This window comes from Vibrio hannami (genome assembly GCF_029589055.1).
Classification (GTDB): Bacteria; Pseudomonadota; Gammaproteobacteria; order Enterobacterales; family Vibrionaceae; genus Vibrio; species Vibrio hannami.
Map to the genome: position 1 here is coordinate 945,802 of NZ_JARQZP010000007.1, position 18,320 is coordinate 964,121.

Here is an 18,320-nt window from a genome sequence, read left to right on the forward strand (position 1 = left end):
AGGCTACAGACTCTAGGTCTACACGTCCTAGCTGTAGCCAAACATAAAGGCAGAGTATGAATTAATGAATATGGGTTCTGTTTGCTGACATAAAAAAGACTTCGCATCCAGATTCAGCAGCGCAGCTAAGAATGTTGGTTTTTGCTTGTTGGGAAAGATTATTGCTGGCAACGACAGCACTTGCTGTGCGAGCTTGAATCGCCTTTAGCACAATTTCTTCTTCGGTTGAGCTTACAGAAGGCTTCATATGAATAACATTCTGGCAATTAACACCATGGGAAGTCAGCTCAGATTGTACAGGGCGAGGGCATTGGGAGGTAAACAGGACCCAAAGACGTTTGTGTGAAAGCGTCGCCAACTGATGATACATCCCTGCATCAACGTCAGAAGATTCGGAGTGGTTGCCCACAACAGGGCGATTAATATATGTGTGTAGCTGAGAATAGTTGTTTACCTGAAGCATAATACTGTTTTCCTGTACATACTGTATAAGTAAACAGTAGTGTGTATTCAGACAGTTTGCAACTAGTAATTTGGCTGTATTTTGTTCGGTGTGATGTTGATCTGTACAAATGCGTTGATTTGCGGGTATAAAAAGAGCCGCAACATGCGGCTCTAGGGGCTAATCCGTTAGAATTTATTCCGTTAGTCAGGCGTCATAGGCGTGTTTTCTTAGCACTAACTCATCTCTATTAAATAAGTTGACGTCGAATCTGGCCAGTTCCTGGCACTCTTCGCAAGAGTAATGATATCTCCCATCAACATAGTCATGGCGGATAAGTAAACTTTGTTTTTTACACCAATCGCACGAGCCTTCGGTTTTATGCATACATTCTCCTTCGGATAGTCTGCGCTTACGAGCGGCCGTATTATGACATAAATCAAAAGAAAAATGTTAACAAAATGTAATTATATTTTGCTTATTTGTAACTGGTTACTATTTTCACTGCTGCGTTAAGGCGCTTCATTTCGTCTTCACTACCTCCGGCGTCTGGATGGTATACACGACTTAGCTTTTTATAACGTAGTTTTAGCGCTTTTTGATCCGGGACTCTATTTGGATTGAATCCTAATAATGAGCACGCAAGTGCATATGACTGATCTCTGCTTTGTGCCTGATTATTCCGCTGAAGCCTGGAAAGTTGTTCATGGGCTTTGTTTAGATGGGTTTGAAGGGAGCGAATCTTACGTCTGCTTTCTGTTAACTGTTTTTCGTAGTTACCTAGCTTGGTTTGTTTTTTTTGTCTGAAAAAACGACGAATACTAATCGCAAGAACCAGAGCAATCAGCACTGCAACAAATATAACTATATTTGAAGAAATTCTATGGTCATCAATGGTTGATGCAGTTGTCACACTTGCTCCGTCATGCAGTGCCTTATCAGCTGCCTCATCGAGTAGTGCGATAGAAGAAACTTGCTTTTGTCGTCTCTTATTGAATTGAGTTTCTAATACGCGCGCATAGCCTTCTTCAGCGTCAGGTAAACCTAACTCGTTGGCAAGTTCGTACCAGTTTTCAGCAAATATTAAACTATCGAGTGGGCGGTTGTTGAAATCTTCATATAGCTTACCAAACTCGGTTAGTGTCTGATCATTGCCATTTTTTAACGCGCGAAGATACCAGTAATGAGCTAGCTTGATTTGATTGTCGCTGTAATATGAGCGGCCAAGTTCCAGTTGGGCCTGTGGATTGCCGGAATTAGCCTCTTCAATCAGGTTTTCAGCGGGAGCCGAGTTAACGGCAAAAGATGCAGACAGAAGTATGGCAGAGATAATAGAATGATATTTCTTGTTCACTGCATCCATGCACGACATTCGTGAATCCTTATTTGAGCATTTTCGGTGCTTTTGCCCCGTCAACAGGACGATTAACAGAAACTCGTCTGCCTTTTTTAGGCCGACTTCGTAATCTTCTGTAATGTTCTTCATTGCTTCTTTAAGCTGTTGTTTGAAAGTTTCTCTGTCTATATTCTTAAACTCACGATCAATATAGCTGTTAATCTTGTTTTGAGAGTCATCGTCGGGGGTGATGATCGGTAGCTTTTCAAGAGCGCCTTCTACCCAACCAGACACAAAAGAGTTTACACGACGTGTCACTTCTGCGGAACTTGTACCTGAACCTGCGAAACTGTTACGGAACTGACCTGTATGTTCGTTCATTTCTCGGTAGATAATATCGAAAGCGAATGCAGCAAAAATGGCTCTGTCAGCTTCGCCGATAAATTCAACCCTTTTTAACCCTTTATGGTTTAGCAGGACTGCTTCAACACCAAACTTAGTGTTAATACCACGGATAATACGAAGAATTGTTGAGCTGATTGAAGCAGGTAACAAGTGAGTCGATTGAGTTTTCCCCATCTTAATAAACTCAATATCGTCTTTATCAAGACCATATTTGAGCATCAAGCGGTGCGCCATTTTGATCGCCTGAGCAGCTTCGTTCACGTTTGCGGAGTTACCGAGCTCCAGGCATTTCGCAATTTTCTTAAGGGCTTTCTTCTTATCCATCGAACTTACTGAAATTTGCCTCTATCTTATGAAAAGTCGACCATTTTACCGATTTTGGCGTATGAGATAAAGAAATTAAGCGGGAATAGTAAAGCCTATAATAGAAAAGCCCTTTAAATTAAAGAGCTTGTCTGTTTTAGCTTGGATGTCTAATAGTTTAAATGCCTAGCTCATCGAGAAGATCATCAGCGGCTTCATCAGCAAGCTGCGCCTGATTCGCTTGATTTGACTGTGCTCGATTTCTTTCCGCTTCCAGGATAGAGTCGGGAGAAACGTCTTCTTCGATATCGAAATCTTCCAGCTGGATAAACTCGGTCTTATCCATTGCAAGTTCGAGATAAAAGATGTTGTTGTTTTCTGTAGAGAAGGTTACGCGTCTTGCCTGAGGGCGATCAAGGTTAGTATCAACAGATAACAATACCTGTTTGTTGATTGCCAGCATCTTTGGCTGGTTTTGAGTAATATTGGTTTTTAGTTCTTTACGGATTTTACTGGTAAAGTCACCAACCAACTGGTTCATCAATTCACCCAATACATCCGCTACATCGTCAGAGGTGTGAATAATGGCAAGCTCTTCTTCTGGCATGCCCATATTCTTCATATAGGTGTGATAAAGCTCTAAAGCCGCTGGAGCGGTAAAGTTGATAACCACCAGACCAGAAAAACCGCCATCAAAAAGAACAAAGCAACCAAGGTCCGGTTTAAGACAGGTCTTATTTATTTTTTGGACCATTGCCGAGTAGGAGACATTAGTACCAGTGGCGGAGCTAAGAACATCAGATACTGAATGACAAAGTTTTAAGAGAATATCTTCTGTTGTTACTACTGTGTTTTTTTTCATAAGTTCTCGCTAAGAAAGGAACATTTGGCTTTTTGTCAGTATGGAGAAAAATGTAGATTTAGTCATTTTATTTCCTCTAGCATTTTTGTTTTGTTCACATGTCAAATGTTGTAAAGTGACATAAATCAAAAATCATAATAATTCAGACAACTAAACAACGACCCCAAATTACGACCCGAATAGAGTGGATCTATGTATACCGGGGCAGGAAGCGAGATGTTACCAAGATTAGCAAGTCAGACGGATGTCGATCCCGTCGTATTAAAATACCTGGAAGAACTTCAACAATCCGGATTCACCGGAGATATAGAAACTCAATACTCGAGTCGCTTAGCGGTAGCAACCGATAATAGTGTTTACCAGCAATTACCACAGGCAGTTGTTCACCCAAAAACAACAGAGGATGTTATTCTAATTGGTCAAACGGGCAACCAACCCGATTATGACCGAGTGACATTTTCCCCTCGGGGTGGCGGTACCGGAACCAATGGCCAATCTTTAACCAAAGGCATAATCGTTGACTTGTCACGCCATATGAACAAGGTGTTAGAAATTAATACCAAAGAGGGCTGGGTTCGGGTTCAAACGGGTATTGTTAAAGATCAGCTTAACGATGCAATTCGTCCACATGGCTTGTTTTTCTCTCCGGAACTATCTACTAGTAACCGCGCCACACTTGGCGGGATGATTAATACTGATGCTTCTGGTCAGGGATCGTTGGTTTACGGAAAGACCTCCGATCATGTCCTCTCTCTCCAGGCTGTTTTTGCTGATGGTTCGTTGTACGAAACGGATGATACTCATGGGCTGCCTGTGGAAGGTGAGTTTGCTTATGATGCTTATCAGACAACTAAATCGGTCTGCAGTGAAAAACGCGAACAGATTGTTGAAAAATTCCCGCCGCTTAATCGCTTTTTAACAGGTTATGACCTTAAAAACGCTTTAACAGATGAAGGCAATTTTGACCTTACGCGAGTGTTATGTGGCTCTGAAGGTTCATTAGCATTTATTACAGAAGCGAAGCTGAACCTGACACCAATTCCAAAAGTTCGAACGTTGGTGAACGTTAAGTACGATAGCTTCGACTCGGCCTTAAGAACCGCGCCTTTCTTAGTTAAGGCGAACGCTTTATCCGTTGAAACCATCGACTCTAAAGTTTTGAATCTGGCAAAACAGGATATTGTCTGGCACTCAGTTAAAGATTTATTAACGGATGTACCTGATAAAGAGATGTTAGGTATCAATATCGTCGAGTTTGCAGGTCAGGACGAAACAGAAATAACTGATAATGTTAGGGCATTAGCAGAAAAACTGGACCAAATGATTGCTAACAATGAAGCAGGTGTTATCGGTTATCAAATATGTGATGACTTAGCCAGCATCGGTCGAATCTATGGTATGCGCAAAAAAGCGGTTGGTTTACTTGGTGCTGCAAAGGGTAGGGCTAAACCAGTTGCGTTTGCTGAAGACACTTGTGTACCGCCGGAAAACCTTGCTGACTTTATTGCTGAATTTCGAGAGTTGCTAGATAGCAAAGAGTTGCAATACGGCATGTTTGGTCATGTTGATACTGGTGTTTTGCACGTACGCCCTGCATTGGACCTTTGCGACCCCCATCAGGAAGAGCTGATGCAAGAGATATCTGACAGGGTAGTGGCATTGGTTGCTAAGTATGGCGGCTTAATGTGGGGTGAGCACGGTAAAGGGTATCGTTCTGAGTACGGGCCAGAGTTTTTTGGTGAAGAACTTTATACCGAGCTAAGACGAGTAAAAGCTGCATTCGACCCTCATAACAAGATGAATCCGGGTAAGGTTTGTACTCCCCTAGATAGCAATGAAGAGTTGGTAAAAGTAAATGGGGTCAAGCGTGCGTATTATGACAGACAGATCGATGTAGAAGTTCGCGATAGCTTTAAGCTGGCAATGGAATGTAATGGTAACGGTCTTTGCTTTAACTACGATACTGCTTCCCCGATGTGTCCATCTATGAAAGTGACGGCTGATCGTCGCCACTCACCAAAAGGAAGGGCGGGGCTGGTTCGTGAGTGGTTGCGCCAGTTGACGGAGCAGGGAATAGATGTACTCGATCTTGAAAAGCAGACTTTAGACAAAGCACCAACAGTTAAAGTGCTAATAGATAGAGTACGTAACAGTATCAATAAGCGCCATGAGTATGATTTTTCTCATGAAGTGTACGACGCGATGAATGGTTGTCTGGCTTGTAAAGCTTGTGGTACTCAATGTCCTATTAAAGTTGATGTTCCAAGTTTCCGAGCGCGATTCCTAAATATCTACTATTCACGTTACCAGAGACCGGCTAAAGACTATTTAGTCGCGAATATCGAAAATATGCTGCCTTTGATGGCTAAAATACCAAAAGTAGTGAATGTTACCCTGTTGCAGAAGTGGATACAGAATCTTACGGCGGCATCGGTAGGGTATGTAGATGCGCCGTTGTTATCAGTACCGACATTGAAGAAGAGACTTTCGAAAGTGGATGCGAAAGAGTTTGATTACCAGGCTCTTCATATTATGTCTGAGGACGAGAAACAGAAGCATGTACTGATCGTTCAAGATCCTTTTACTTCCTATTATGATGCTCAGGTTGTCGAGGATTTTGTAAAATTGGTTTCTAAATTGGGCAAAACACCAGTGGTATTACCGTTTAAACCTAACGGTAAGGCTCAGCATATTAAAGGCTTCTTGAAGCAGTTTACGGCAACCGCTTCGAATACATCTGAATTCTTATCGCAAGTTGCTGAACTTGGTATTCCAATGGTCGGTGTTGATCCTGCTTTGGTGCTTTGTTACCGCGATGAGTACGTAGATATTCTGGGCGAGCAACGTGGTGATTTTCAGGTGCTCAATGTTCATGAATGGATGATGGATAATCTGGAATCGTTTACTGCAGGTCAGCCTTCAGATCTTCCTCCGTGGTATCTGTTTGCCCATTGTACTGAAAAGACTCGTATGCCAAACGCGGAGAAAGAATGGACGACCATCTTTAAATTCTTTGGTGGTGTATTGGAGCCTGTATCTGTTGGCTGCTGTGGTATGGCTGGAACATATGGTCACGAGGCGGATAAGCTACAAAGTTCTAAGGACATTTATGACCTTAGCTGGAAACCGAACTTTGAAAAACTACCGAAAGAGCAGTGTCTGGTGACGGGTTACTCTTGTCGCAGTCAGGTTAAGAGAACCGAAGAAACCTATGCAAAACACCCATTGCAGGCGTTATTACAGTTAGTAGGTTAGTCGCTAAAATTGAGGGCGAACGAAAATGGATGCATTAAAGCTAAAAATACCACCAGTGTTTGTGTTTCTGATTTGTATCGCTCTTATCTATTTTTTTGATCGTATGGTGGTTCAATTAGCACTTGAACTACCAGCCAGATATGCCGTGTTTGCAATCTGTTTTGTCGCATCGGGTATATTTGGCTTAGCTGGTATCTATGAGTTTAAGAAGGCCAAAACATCGGTACACCCGGTCGATATAGATAAGGCCACAACTGTAGTCGATAGCGGGATATATAGGCTATCACGCAATCCTATGTACTTTGGCTTGTTATTGCTCTTAATCGGATCTGCGTATATGTTGCAAAACGTTCTGAGTATGCTGGTGTGCCTGTTGTTTGTCTGGTACATGAATCGCTTCCAGATAGAGCCTGAGGAACAACACCTGACCGCAAAATTTGGAGAAAGCTACACTCGCTATAAAAAACGAGTACGTCGCTGGATTTGAGCCACGGGCAAGCAAATACTTATCATTAAGTAAACAAGAAGAAGGCCTGCAAAATTTGAAGGCCTTCTTTGTGAATCTGATGTTTTTAAGAACTTTAAGTTATGCCGCTAGAATTGGGTCTGTAGCAAACTGAGAAAGAAACTGTTCTTTTCTTTCGTTGAATCGGGTAACCAGATCATCAATCGATTCTTGGTTATATGGTTTTAAACCGCTTGCAACCATACGCTTGATGCCTTTGCCTACAATCTCGCAATCTTCTTTAAAGTCGAAGTTAAGCGTTACTATTCCGCGTTTACCTTCAATATCAAATGTTGCACCAGCAAACTCAACTTCAGGATGCTCAAGATCCAGTCTGGTGAACTCAACTTCCATGCTTTCGTAAATAACTAGCGGACGCTGACAGTTAATCATCATCTGCTTCTCTTCCATCAATGGAACCATGATATGAGGGAAGTTCATGCCAGAGAACTGAACATAGCTCTTTACCACGTGCTCGATAAACTCGGGATTCTTATTGCACTCACCTTCATGAGTCATATGAAGATATTCTTTACCATTTGCATCAACAACGGCGCTCTCATGTTCACCTTTGTTTTCAACACTCAGGTTAACGCCTTCATTTACCATTCCGGAGAAATCAAAGCGCATTTTCTGGCTTACACCTTCTTTTTTAAGCAGTACCGCAAATAACAGGTCACCAGGCACGCAGAAGCGCTTATTATCTTCATCGTGGATTGGGTTGAAGTCGCCCGCTACTTTTTTAGCAAAGTGGCTTGCTTGCTGTTTAGTGAACTGAAAGTGCTCGCTGATCGCTGAAAAATAAGGTTTTAAAAACATAATTATCTTTAGAGTTGCCAAAAAACGGGCGGATTATAACTGAGATCTATAATGTAAATGGTCTATCCAGTGAGACAACACGTCATTTTTTTGTCAAAAACGTTTTTTGAACGGGTAATTGATTTAGATTCCTTCTTTGCAATCAGCGAATTAGATCGGTAGAATCACTCCTCTTGGAGATTGTCCGGTATACGTATTACCGAGAGGCGATCAAAAAGATTCTATTTTCAAATATTTTAGATGAACATGTGTTGCTTAGTGTGCAACACCACTGTAAAGGACATAACATGCCTGTAATTACTCTTCCTGACGGTAGTCAACGTCAATTCGATAATCCTGTTTCTGTACTGCAAGTCGCTGAATCTATCGGCCCTGGTCTGGCGAAAGCCACCATCGCTGGCCGTGTAGACGGTGAACGTCGTGACGCTTGTGATTTGATCGAAAACGATGCAATTCTGGAAATCATCACCAATAAAGACAATGATGATGGTCTTGAGATTGTACGCCACTCTTGTGCGCACCTTCTTGGTCACGCTATTAAGCAGCTATTCCCTGAAACCAAAATGGCGATTGGTCCAACCATCGACAATGGTTTCTACTACGATATCGACCTTGACCGTTCTCTGACTCAAGAGGACCTTGATGCGCTTGAAAAACGCATGAAAGAGCTGGCGAAAACCAAGTACCAGGTTATCAAGAAAAACGTTAGCTGGCAGGAAGCACGCGATACTTTTGAAGCGCGTGGCGAAACATACAAAATGGAAATTCTGGACGAAAACGTATCTAAAGATGATCGTCCGGGTCTTTACCATCATGAAGAATATGTTGACATGTGCCGTGGTCCGCACGTACCACACATGGGCTTCTGTCAGCACTTTACACTGTTAAATGTTGCTGGTGCATACTGGCGTGGTGATAGCGACAACAAGATGCTACAGCGTATCTACGGTACTGCGTTCCACGATAAGAAAGCACTAAAAGCGCACCTGACTCGCCTGGAAGAGGCAGCAAAGCGTGACCACCGTAAACTTGGTAAGCAACTAGACTTGTTCCACATGCAGCAAGAAGCGCCGGGTATGGTGTTCTGGCATAACCATGGTTGGACAATTTATAAAGAACTTGAAAACTTCATGCGTCAGCAGCTGGTTAAGTTCAACTATGAAGAAGTACGTGCACCGCTTATCCTGGATGTAAGCATGTGGGAAAAATCAGGTCACTGGGACAAGTACGGTGATATGATTTTTGCAACAGAATCGGAAAAACGCACTTATGCCGTGAAACCGATGAACTGTCCTGGCCACCTGCAAATCTTTAACCAGGGTCTTAAATCATACCGTGACCTGCCATACCGTATGGCTGAGTTTGGTCTTGTTCACCGTAACGAACCATCTGGTTCACTACACGGCCTGATGCGTGTACGTTCGTTCACTCAGGATGATGCTCACGTATTCTGTACAGAAGATCAAATCCTGCAGGAAGTGACTTCATGTATTGAAATGGTATTTGATACCTACAGTACATTTGGTTTTGAAAACATTGATATCAAACTGTCTACTCGTCCAGAGCAGCGTGTTGGTACTGATGAGATTTGGGATAAGGCAGAAAAAGCACTTGAAGAAGCGCTAGAAGCAAACAACCTAGAGTATGAACTACAGCCGGGTGAGGGTGCGTTCTACGGTCCTAAGATCGAGTTCACTCTATACGACTGCCTTGACCGTGCATGGCAATGCGGCACGATCCAGCTAGACTTCTCGATGCCTGGTCGCCTAGGTGCAACATACGTTGATGAAAACAACGAACGTCAGGTTCCTGTAATGATTCACCGTGCAATTCTGGGTTCTCTTGAGCGATTCATCGGTATTCTTACTGAAGAATATGCTGGTTTCTTCCCTACGTGGATGTCTCCAGAACAGGCCGTAATCATGAATATCACTGACAAACAGTCAGAATATGTTCAGGAAGTGTCAGAAAAACTGCAAAAAAGTGGAATTAGAGCAAAAGCGGACTTGAGAAATGAGAAGATAGGCTTTAAAATCCGCGAACATACTTTGAAGCGTGTACCGTATATGCTCGTTTGTGGTGACCAGGAAATGGAAGCCGGCGAAATCGCAGTACGTACTCGTAAGGGTAAGGACCTCGGTAAATTCAAGATTGAAGATTTCATTTCACATCTTCAAGAAGAGGTTTCTAGCCGTAAGCTTAATCTGGAGGAATAAACTATTAAAGGCGGAAGACGTGGCCAACAACAACCGGCCAAACAAAACCAGCACCGTTTAAACGGTGAAATTCGTGGCGTTCGTGAAGTACGTTTGACTGGCGCAGATGGTGAATCAGTAGGTGTAGTAAAACTTGGTGAAGCACTAGCTGCAGCTGAAGAAGCTGGTATGGATCTTGTAGAGATCAGCCCTAACGCCGAGCCACCAGTTTGTCGTGTGATGGACTATGGCAAGTTCCTCTTCGAGAAGAGCAAAGCTGCTAAAGAGCAGAAGAAGAAGCAAAAGCAGATCCAGATTAAGGAAGTAAAATTCCGTCCTGGAACTGATATTGGAGACTATCAGGTAAAACTACGCAACCTGACGCGTTTCCTTGAAGAAGGCAACAAAGTGAAGGTAACAATTCGCTTCCGTGGCCGAGAAATGGCACACCAGGATATCGGTGTCGACGTTCTTAACCGTCTAAAAGAAGATACAGTAGAATTTGCTGTTGTAGAATCTTTCCCGACGCGTATTGAAGGTCGCCAGATGATTATGGTGCTAGCCCCTAAGAAGAAGTAATTAACGGCTTTGCAAGTAATACAGCCCAGCTGCTGTAAAGCGGCTGGGTTTTATTCGCCCTAATTACTGTGTTTATTAACAAACTACAATGCGGAGTTATTCATCATGCCTAAGATGAAAACCAACAAAGGTGCTGCTAAGCGTTTCAAGAAAACTGGCGGCGGTATTAAGTACAAGCACGCGACAAAACGTCACATCCTGACTAAGCGTACTACTAAGAACAAGCGTCAGCTTCGTCCAAATGCAATCCTTCCTAAGTGTGAAGTGGCTGCAGTTGTTCGTATGATGCCATACGCTTAATTCTTTTTAGTTATTTCAACAAGTTTAGTTTAGGAGACAATTATGCCTCGCGTAAAACGTGGTGTTCAGGCTCGCGCTGCACACAAAAAAGTTCTAAAGCAAGCTAAAGGTTACTACGGTGCACGTTCTCGTGTTTATCGTGTAGCTTTCCAAGCAGTTACAAAAGCTGGTCAATATGCATACCGTGACCGTCGCGCTAAGAAGCGTCAGTTCCGTCAGCTATGGATCGCTCGTATCAACGCTGCTTCTCGTCAGAATGGTCTATCTTACAGCCGTTTCATCAACGGTCTTAAGAAAGCTTCTATCGAGATCGATCGTAAGATCCTTGCTGATATCGCTGTATTCGACAAAGCTGCATTCGCAGTTCTAGTTGAAAAAGCGAAAGCTGCTCTTTAAGAGTCAGTTTACAGGCTTTGAAAAAGGAGACCATTTGGTCTCCTTTTTTCTTACTAGCCTTCTAGCAAGCGATAAATATTTCCTCTGTCAGTACTAAAATAGATATACCCATCAGGGCTTATCTCAACATCCCTGATTCTTTCTCCCAGCTCTTCTGCGATTCTCTGCTCATCAACAATATTATTCCCTTCATCCAGAGTGAGAGCGTTCAAGTGAGCGAGTTTAAGTGCTCCTGCAACAAGTTTTCCTTTAAGTGATGGATAACGTTCTCCCCGATACAACAAAATATTGCTTGGTGCGATAGACGGGATATAGACTTTTTTTGGGGATTCTATCCCATCTTTTTCCTGATAGTCAGCTACATCAATTGGTCCCCAGTACTCTTTTCCATGTGAAGTTAAAGGCCAGCCGTAATTTGCTCCCTCAAGAATTAGGTTTACTTCATCCCCACCGCGAGGGCCGTGTTCGATAGACCACAAGTTGCCAGATTCCGCATCATAGAAAAGTCCTTGTGGGTTTCTATGCCCAAAGCTCCATATTTCATCTCTTACTGTTGGCTTGTCTGTAAAAGGGTTGTCGTCAGGGACTGAGCCATCAAGATTTAACCGAAGTATTGACCCTGCATGGTTGGAAGTGTTTTGGCCGTTAGAACGTTCGCCTCGATCTCCAATAGACAGAAATAGGTGGTCTTTTCCATCAAATGCTACACGGCTACCAAAATGTCTCGTAGTATCGCTTGCAGAGTCAGAAATGAAGATGTCTTCCCATTTGGATAGTGATCCTTGAAGAATTTTGGAGCGGGCGAGGGCAGTGACTGACCCCTGAGGTGTTGATTTGCTGTATGTGAGATAAACATGATCTCCGTGGACGGCTACATCCATCAATCCACCCTGGCCACGGGCATAAATGTCCTTGACGACTGGTTGAGGGGAAATGTTTCCAGTTTCAAGATTTAGCTTTTGAATCCCTCCGTTTCTTTCACTAACGATAAGGGTACTTTTATCAAGAAAAGCCAGTCCCCAGGGAACGTTAAATCCTTTGCCGACAAGTTGATAATTGAATGATGCAGCCGCAACCACACCTGGCAACAAGAGCGCGGCATAACTAAATAGTTTGAGAGTAGATTTCATAAATTTGGAGTGTGATTATTGATTAATAACATACAGATTAGCTCAGGTGTGGTGCTTGTCCATTTAACCGAAAAGGAAAGAGGGCATAAGTGCGTAGCAAATTGTTGAATAAATGAGCATTGGTATTGATTTAAGGCAGATTCAATTTGGCTTTAACGCTTGGTTTTATTACTATGTACAGCTATTCGTAAAGATTAAGTTGGGCGTGTTGATCTTTCCAAATTGCTGGCGATAAGTTTTGCAATTTGGAAAGACCAAAACGCCCTAAATTATGGACGCTACCGAAAGGTAGATGAGGAAAAGATGCAACATCTACAAGAGATCATTGCTAACGCAACAGCCGCGATTGAAAGCGCTGATTCGTTAGTTGCACTTGATGAAGTGCGTGTTCAGTTTCTAGGTAAAAAAGGTGAGCTTACCGCTCAGCTTCAAAGCCTGGGTAAACTACCACCAGAAGAGCGCCGCAGTGCTGGTCAAGAGATCAACAAAGCTAAAGGTGCAGTTCAGCAGGCTATCGCGGCTCGTAAAGATGCGCTACAGCGTGAAGAGCTAGAGAAAAAACTAGCTGCAGAAACTATCGATGTAACACTACCGGGTCGTCGTATTGAAAACGGTGGCCTGCACCCTGTTACTCGCACTATCGAGCGTATCGAAAGCTTCTTTGGTGAGCTAGGCTTTACCGTTGAGTCTGGTCCAGAAATTGAAGATGATTTCCACAACTTTGATGCGCTAAATATTGCAGAAGATCATCCGGCTCGTACCGACCACGATACCTTCTTCTTCAATCCAAAGCTGATGCTTCGTACGCACACTTCTGGTGTACAGATTCGTACTATGGAAGAGCGTCAGCCTCCACTGCGCTTTATTGCTCCTGGTCGTGTTTACCGTAACGACTACGATCAGACTCATACCCCAATGTTCCATCAGGTAGAAGGTATGCTGGTTGACGAAAACGTAAACTTCGCTCAGCTGAAAGGCATTCTTAATGACTTCCTATGCAACTTCTTTGAAGAAGATCTGGAAGTACGTTTCCGTCCATCTTACTTCCCATTCACTGAGCCTTCAGCGGAAGTAGATGTGAAAGGTAAGAATGGCAAATGGCTTGAAGTTCTTGGCTGTGGCATGGTTCACCCTAACGTACTTCGCAGCGTAGGCATCGACCCTGAGAAATACTCTGGCTTTGCTTTCGGTATGGGTGTTGAGCGTCTGACAATGCTTCGTTACGGCGTAAATGACCTTCGTGCGTTCTTCGAGAACGACCTTCGTTTCCTAAAACAGTTCAAGTAATTCAGGGGCAGTCGAACTATGAAATTCAGTGAATCCTGGCTACGTGAGTGGGTTAACCCATCGGTAACTACTGACGAGCTTACACATCAAATCACTATGGCTGGCCTTGAGGTTGATGACGTACTACCTGTTGCTGGTGAGTTCACCGGCGTTAAAGTAGGTAAAGTTGTTGAGTGTGGTCAGCACCCGGATGCAGACAAACTTCGCGTAACTAAAGTAGACGTTGGTGCAGAAGAACTTCTTGATATCGTTTGTGGTGCGCCAAACTGCCGTGAAGGCCTTAAAGTTGCTGTTGCAACTGTTGGTGCTGTTCTTCCTGGCGATTTCAAAATCAAAAAAGCAAAACTACGCGGTCAGCCTTCACACGGCATGCTTTGTTCTTTTACAGAGCTAGGTATCGATGTTGAATCTGATGGCATCATGGAGTTACCAGAAGCCGCTGAAATCGGTATGGATTTCCGTGCATTCCTTGATCTTGAAGACGTAACGGTAGACGTTGACCTGACTTCTAACCGAGCTGACTGCTTTAGCATTCGTGGTCTTGCTCGTGAAGTAGGCGTACTTAACCGTGCTGACGTAACTGAGCCAACGTTTGAAGCTGTTGCACCATCAATCGATGACACTATCTCTATTGATGTTAAATCATTCGACGCATGTCCTCGTTACCTTGGCCGTGTAGTTAAGAATGTAAACGTAAAAGCAGCAACACCAATCTGGATGCAGGAAAAACTGCGCCGTTGCGGTATTCGCTCAATCGACCCTGTTGTTGATATTACTAACTACGTTCTGCTTGAGCAGGGACAGCCAATGCACGCATTTGATCTGGACAAGATCGAAGGTGGCATTGTTGTTCGTCTGGCTGAGCAGGGTGAAAAACTGACCCTTCTTGATGGTAACGAAGCAGAGCTTAACAGTGATACGCTAATCATCTGTGACCACAACAAACCACTGGCTATCGGTGGCGTATTTGGTGGTGAAGGTTCTGGCGTAACAACAGAAACTAAAGATGTACTGCTTGAGTGTGCATTCTTTGCACCAGATGCAATCAAAGGCCGCGCGCGTGCTTATGGTTTGCATACCGATGCTTCAATGCGTTACGAACGTGGTGTTGACTATGCGCTTCAGCCAAGCGCAATGGAACGTGCTACTCAGCTGCTAATTGAAATCTGTGGCGGTGAAGCGGGTCCTGTAATTACTGCTGAATCTGAAGCAGAACTTCCTAAGCCAAACCACTGTGTCTCTTCGCCGTACAAAGCTGGATAACCTGCTTGGTCACCACATCCCATCTGAAGATGTAGCGGAGATCCTTGAGCGTCTTGGTATGTCTGTTGAGACAACAGAAGAGGGCTGGACAGCACAGGCTCCAACATGGCGCTTTGATATTGCTATCGAGCAGGATCTGGTTGAAGAAGTTGGCCGTATCTACGGTTACGACAATATCCCTAACCAGGCTCCGGTTGCAGCACTGTCTATGAACCTGCACAAAGAAGCGGATCAGCCTCTTAAGCGTGTTCGTGACCTGCTTGTTGACCGTGGTTACCACGAAGCAATCACTTACAGCTTTGTAGAGCCAGAGCAGCAGAAGCTGATTGTGCCTGAGATTGAACCTCTGATTTTGCCATTCCCGATCTCTGCAGATATGTCTGCAATGCGTCTTGGTCTGATTCAGGGTCTTCTTAACACTGTTGTTCACAACCAGAAACGACAGCAGCCACGCGTTCGTCTATTCGAACAAGGTCTGCGTTTTATCCCGGATGAAGCGGCAGAAAATGGTATGCGTCAGGAAACCATGCTTGCTGGTGTTATTGCGGGTACTCGCAGTGAAGAACACTGGGACATTGAAACTAACACTGTTGATTTCTTTGACTTGAAAGGCGACCTGGAAGCGATTCTAGAGCTGACTTGCAATGAAAAAGCATACAGCTTCAAAGCAGCGAAGCACCCTGCGCTTCACCCAGGCCAGTCTGCGGCGATCGTTGTAGATGGTAAAGAAGTAGGCGTTATTGGTACTGTACACCCAGAGCTAGAGCGTAAGTTTGGTCTGAATGGTCGTACTATCGTATTCGAAATCGAATGGGCTGCAATTAACGAACGTGTAATTCCTGAAGCCGTCGCTCTGTCTAAGTTCCCATCAAACCGTCGTGATATTGCGTTGGTTGTAGACGAGTCTGTAGCTTCTGGCGACGTTGTTGAAGCGTGTCTGAAGTCTGGCGGTGAGTTCCTGACAGATGCGAAGCTGTTCGACGTTTACGTAGGTAAGGGTGTAGAAGAAGGCAAGAAGAGCCTTGCTATTGCACTAAGCCTTCAATCTGTTGAGCGTACGCTTGAAGACGCGGATATCGCTGGCTCTGTAGATGCTATCGTTGCTGCGGTTTCAGAGCAGTTCGGTGCAACACTACGTGACTAATTGAGCTTAATAAGTTCAATAAAACGGACGTTTTTTGCGTCCGTTGAGTTTGTTGACAAAGTCCGTCATCCCTGTGTAGGCAGGGATATAAGGTTTTGATTTGTTTAGATTCCCGCCTTCGCGGGAATGACGATCTCAAGGTTTGTCATCAGTCTGAACGGACGCTTTTAGCGTCCGTTATTGTTTTATCTGCTTTAATCATATAAAAGCAAAAGGGCGCACATATGTGCGCCCTTGTCTTACAAGTTGAGTTGTTTAATTATTTAAACATATCTGAAGTAACAAGTACCACACCATTTGGTGATACTGTGTACTTCTCTGCGTCAGCTACCGGATCTTCACCAATTACAGTGCCGTCAGGGATGCGACAGCCTTCACCTACGATAACCTTAGTCAGTCGACAGTGACGACCTACATCTGCGTTAGGCAGAATGATAGAGTCTTTGATGGTAGAGTAACTGTGCAGTCGAACATCGGAAGAGATGAGTGAGTGCTCTACAGCCGCGCCTGAGACGATTACACCAGCCGTTAATACAGAATCAACCGCGTAGCCACGACGTCCTTCATCGTTAAACACGAACTTAACGCCAGGGCGTTGGTTTTGGTTTGTGATGATAGGCCAGTCAGGAGAATACATGTCTAACTCTGGATCTGGAGAAAGAAGATCCATTGTCGCTACATAGTATTCATCAAGGTTACCAACATCACGCCAGTAAGCTGTTTTACCTGGGTGTCCACCGTTATCAGCGAATACATAGCCACTTACTTTATGACGGCCAAGAAGACCAGGAATGATGTTGTGACCGAAGTCGTGGTTATAATCAGGATCTTCTAGTGCTTTTACAAGCTCTTCTTCAAGAAGCTCAGCATTAAAGATATAGATACCCATAGATACTAGTGCTTTAGTTGGGTCATTTGGATCAGCTGGTGGGTTAGCAGGTTTCTCTACGAAAGTCTTCACTTCACCATCTGCATCGATACCCATAACACCAAATGCTGACGCTTCTTCAATTGGTTTAGTGATACAAGCAACGGTTACCGCAGCATTTGTTTCCACATGGAAATTAAGCATACGGGAATAATCCATCTTGTAGATGTGGTCACCACCAAGGATTAGAACGTTTTTTGCACCTTGTTTTTTGATTAGGTCAAGGTTCTGGTATACAGCATCCGCTGTACCACGATACCAGTCTTCACCGGTTCTTTGCTGTGCCGGAACGATACGTACACCTTCGCCCATTGCTGGAGAGCAGACTTCTTGCCATCCATCCTGAAGGTGATCGATCAGATCCTGAGCCATATACTGAGTTAAGACACCTACCTTACGAATACCTGAGTTAATACAGTTAGAAAGAGTAAAATCAATAATTCGAAACTTACCGCCAAATGAAACAGCTGGCTTCGCGTTGTTACTTGTCAATTGTTTTAATCGTGTTCCTTTGCCTCCTGCCAAAATTAAAGCACTTGTTTCACGAACAAGTCTGTTGGTATCAGCATGCGAATAATTGTTATTTGACATAAATCTAAAGCCTTTTAAATATAAAAAAATAAAACTGTCAGTAAGCTAGTAGTTAATGGGGGCCATAGCACTGACCTACTTACAGTACTATGTTTTTTATTCAGACTTTGTTGCGCACGTCACTCTTCGGGAGAAAGACTTATTAAATTCACGTTATATTTGCTATATGACATGTACTGCGTAAACTGAGATTGAGAATGTGTAGCAAATATGTTTCAATCTATAACGTTTATGTTTATAACATTCTAAAACTTAAAGAAATATTTCCCTCCAAGTCATAAAAATTGTAAATAAATCATATCTCTCACAATTTTGGATAATTTAGTGAATTGTTCTTCTAAGTGGAAAAAATTAGTTAGATATCATACGTATAATGATATAATTGTAATTATATCGGGATACATCTCTGGTTAACTAGAGTATGAAATCGATTACTGCTAACCAAATAGTCTAATATGCTAAGAAAAAAATTGGCGAAAATCATAAGGTTGGCATAAACTTCAGTTGACTGTGCTAATACACTTGTTATTGGCAAGGTAACTAAATACTGGTGTTGCTTTTATAGCAGCAATGTTTAACA

14 protein-coding genes and 2 pseudogenes are annotated in these 18,320 nt (G+C 43.4%); 8 read left to right on the forward strand and 8 right to left on the reverse strand.

The features are described 5' to 3' along the window. Positions 1 to 61: 61 nt before the first annotated feature. The 5 genes and pseudogenes from P7F88_RS18720 to P7F88_RS18740 form a co-directional block, all read right to left on the reverse strand. Positions 62 to 463, reverse strand: coding sequence for a hypothetical protein (locus P7F88_RS18720; protein WP_277827220.1), 402 nt, complete (start codon positions 461 to 463; stop codon positions 62 to 64). Positions 464 to 649: 186 nt separating this feature from the next. Further along, complete coding sequence (locus tag P7F88_RS18725; protein WP_277827222.1) at positions 650 to 829, reverse strand: hypothetical protein; 180 nt, start codon at positions 827 to 829, stop codon at positions 650 to 652. Positions 830 to 920: 91 nt separating this feature from the next. Then, positions 921 to 1,814 (reverse strand): hypothetical protein, encoded by an 894-nt coding sequence (locus P7F88_RS18730; protein ID WP_277827224.1) that lies wholly within the window; start codon positions 1,812 to 1,814, stop codon positions 921 to 923. Between the two features lie 10 nt (positions 1,815 to 1,824). Further along, a pseudogene (locus P7F88_RS18735) lies at positions 1,825 to 2,507 on the reverse strand (DUF2786 domain-containing protein). A 157-nt stretch (positions 2,508 to 2,664) separates the two neighbouring features. Beyond that, positions 2,665 to 3,348 carry a DUF3334 family protein gene (locus P7F88_RS18740; protein ID WP_277827225.1) on the reverse strand — a complete coding sequence of 228 codons (684 nt, stop codon included), beginning with the start codon at positions 3,346 to 3,348 and terminating at the stop codon, positions 2,665 to 2,667. Positions 3,349 to 3,564: 216 nt separating this feature from the next. Here P7F88_RS18740 and ydiJ point away from each other — a divergent pair, with 216 nt between their 5' ends. Next, the gene (ydiJ, locus tag P7F88_RS18745; RefSeq protein WP_277827227.1) at positions 3,565 to 6,603 is read left to right on the forward strand and encodes a D-2-hydroxyglutarate dehydrogenase YdiJ; all 3,039 of its coding nucleotides are present in this window, start codon (positions 3,565 to 3,567) and stop codon (positions 6,601 to 6,603) included. 25 nt (positions 6,604 to 6,628) lie between these two features. Continuing rightward, the gene (locus P7F88_RS18750) at positions 6,629 to 7,090 is read left to right on the forward strand and encodes a methyltransferase family protein (protein ID WP_277827229.1); all 462 of its coding nucleotides are present in this window, start codon (positions 6,629 to 6,631) and stop codon (positions 7,088 to 7,090) included. Between the two features lie 99 nt (positions 7,091 to 7,189). Here P7F88_RS18750 and P7F88_RS18755 read toward each other — a convergent pair whose 3' ends face one another. After that, positions 7,190 to 7,927: a DUF3581 domain-containing protein gene (locus P7F88_RS18755; protein ID WP_277827231.1), complete on the reverse strand. Its 738-nt coding sequence runs from the start codon at positions 7,925 to 7,927 to the stop codon at positions 7,190 to 7,192. Positions 7,928 to 8,214: 287 nt separating this feature from the next. Here P7F88_RS18755 and thrS point away from each other — a divergent pair, with 287 nt between their 5' ends. The 4 genes from thrS to rplT all read left to right on the forward strand — a co-directional run bounded on the left by thrS (position 8,215) and on the right by rplT (position 11,397). Continuing rightward, a complete protein-coding gene (gene thrS, locus P7F88_RS18760) occupies positions 8,215 to 10,143 on the forward strand; it encodes a threonine--tRNA ligase (protein ID WP_277827233.1) in 1,929 nt (642 codons plus the stop codon). 3 nt (positions 10,144 to 10,146) lie between these two features. Further along, a complete protein-coding gene (infC, locus tag P7F88_RS18765; RefSeq protein WP_277829226.1) occupies positions 10,147 to 10,701 on the forward strand; it encodes a translation initiation factor IF-3 in 555 nt (184 codons plus the stop codon). A gap of 105 nt (positions 10,702 to 10,806) precedes the next feature. Continuing rightward, a complete protein-coding gene (gene rpmI, locus P7F88_RS18770; RefSeq protein WP_275131898.1) occupies positions 10,807 to 11,001 on the forward strand; it encodes a 50S ribosomal protein L35 in 195 nt (64 codons plus the stop codon). Positions 11,002 to 11,043: 42 nt separating this feature from the next. Next, entirely contained in the window at positions 11,044 to 11,397 is a 354-nt protein-coding gene (gene rplT, locus P7F88_RS18775; RefSeq protein WP_277827235.1) for a 50S ribosomal protein L20, read from the forward strand. Positions 11,398 to 11,450: 53 nt separating this feature from the next. Here rplT and P7F88_RS18780 read toward each other — a convergent pair whose 3' ends face one another. After that, the gene (locus tag P7F88_RS18780; protein WP_277827237.1) at positions 11,451 to 12,527 is read right to left on the reverse strand and encodes a PQQ-dependent sugar dehydrogenase; all 1,077 of its coding nucleotides are present in this window, start codon (positions 12,525 to 12,527) and stop codon (positions 11,451 to 11,453) included. Between the two features lie 303 nt (positions 12,528 to 12,830). On the opposite strand from P7F88_RS18780, the gene pheS reads away from it, so the two are divergent. Continuing rightward, positions 12,831 to 13,814, forward strand: coding sequence for a phenylalanine--tRNA ligase subunit alpha (gene pheS / locus P7F88_RS18785; RefSeq protein WP_277827239.1), 984 nt, complete (start codon positions 12,831 to 12,833; stop codon positions 13,812 to 13,814). Between the two features lie 18 nt (positions 13,815 to 13,832). Beyond that, positions 13,833 to 16,221 (forward strand): annotated as a pseudogene (gene pheT / locus P7F88_RS18790) (phenylalanine--tRNA ligase subunit beta). Between the two features lie 259 nt (positions 16,222 to 16,480). Here the strand turns inward: pheT and glgC are convergent. Next, positions 16,481 to 17,740 carry a glucose-1-phosphate adenylyltransferase gene (gene glgC / locus P7F88_RS18795; protein WP_277827241.1) on the reverse strand — a complete coding sequence of 420 codons (1,260 nt, stop codon included), beginning with the start codon at positions 17,738 to 17,740 and terminating at the stop codon, positions 16,481 to 16,483. Between the last annotated feature and the right edge of the window lie 580 nt (positions 17,741 to 18,320).